At 42.7% G+C, this 417-nt stretch carries 1 protein-coding gene; it reads right to left on the reverse strand.

Features of this window, described 5'->3' with window-relative positions:
- Window positions 1-370: pentapeptide repeat-containing protein (locus B9T16_RS29445; protein WP_410246474.1), on the reverse strand; the 370-nt coding region annotated here is incomplete at its 3' end.
- Window positions 371-417 lie beyond the last annotated feature (47 nt).

Here is a 417-nt window from a genome sequence, read left to right on the forward strand (position 1 = left end):
AATTAGCACCTCGCAAATTAGCGCGAGTCAGATATGCACCCTGCAAATTAGCACCTCTCAAATCCGCCTTTTCCAGATTAGCGGTACTCAGATAAGCATTTTCCAAATTAGCATTTTTAAAGTTAGCCTCAGTCAATCGTGCGCGGCCAAAATTGGCATCTTTCAAATCAGCATTTTGAAAATTAGCATTACTCAATCGCGCTTGATAAAAATTAGCACCTCTCCATTTTCCCCCCGACAAATTTAAGCCACTCAATTCACAATCGCCAAAATCTCGGTGTCCCTTACTAAAAGCACTCCGAAAATTCTTCTCATTCCAATTGCTAGGAATATAAGTTCCCTGAGTCGATGGGGTATCCCTATTGAACATAGTTATAGGCGCTCCCTGAGTAGCACTCAATCCCCCTCCCATAGGTC

This window comes from Arthrospira sp. PCC 8006 (genome assembly GCF_046480465.1).
Classification (GTDB): Bacteria; Cyanobacteriota; Cyanobacteriia; order Cyanobacteriales; family Microcoleaceae; genus Limnospira; species Limnospira platensis.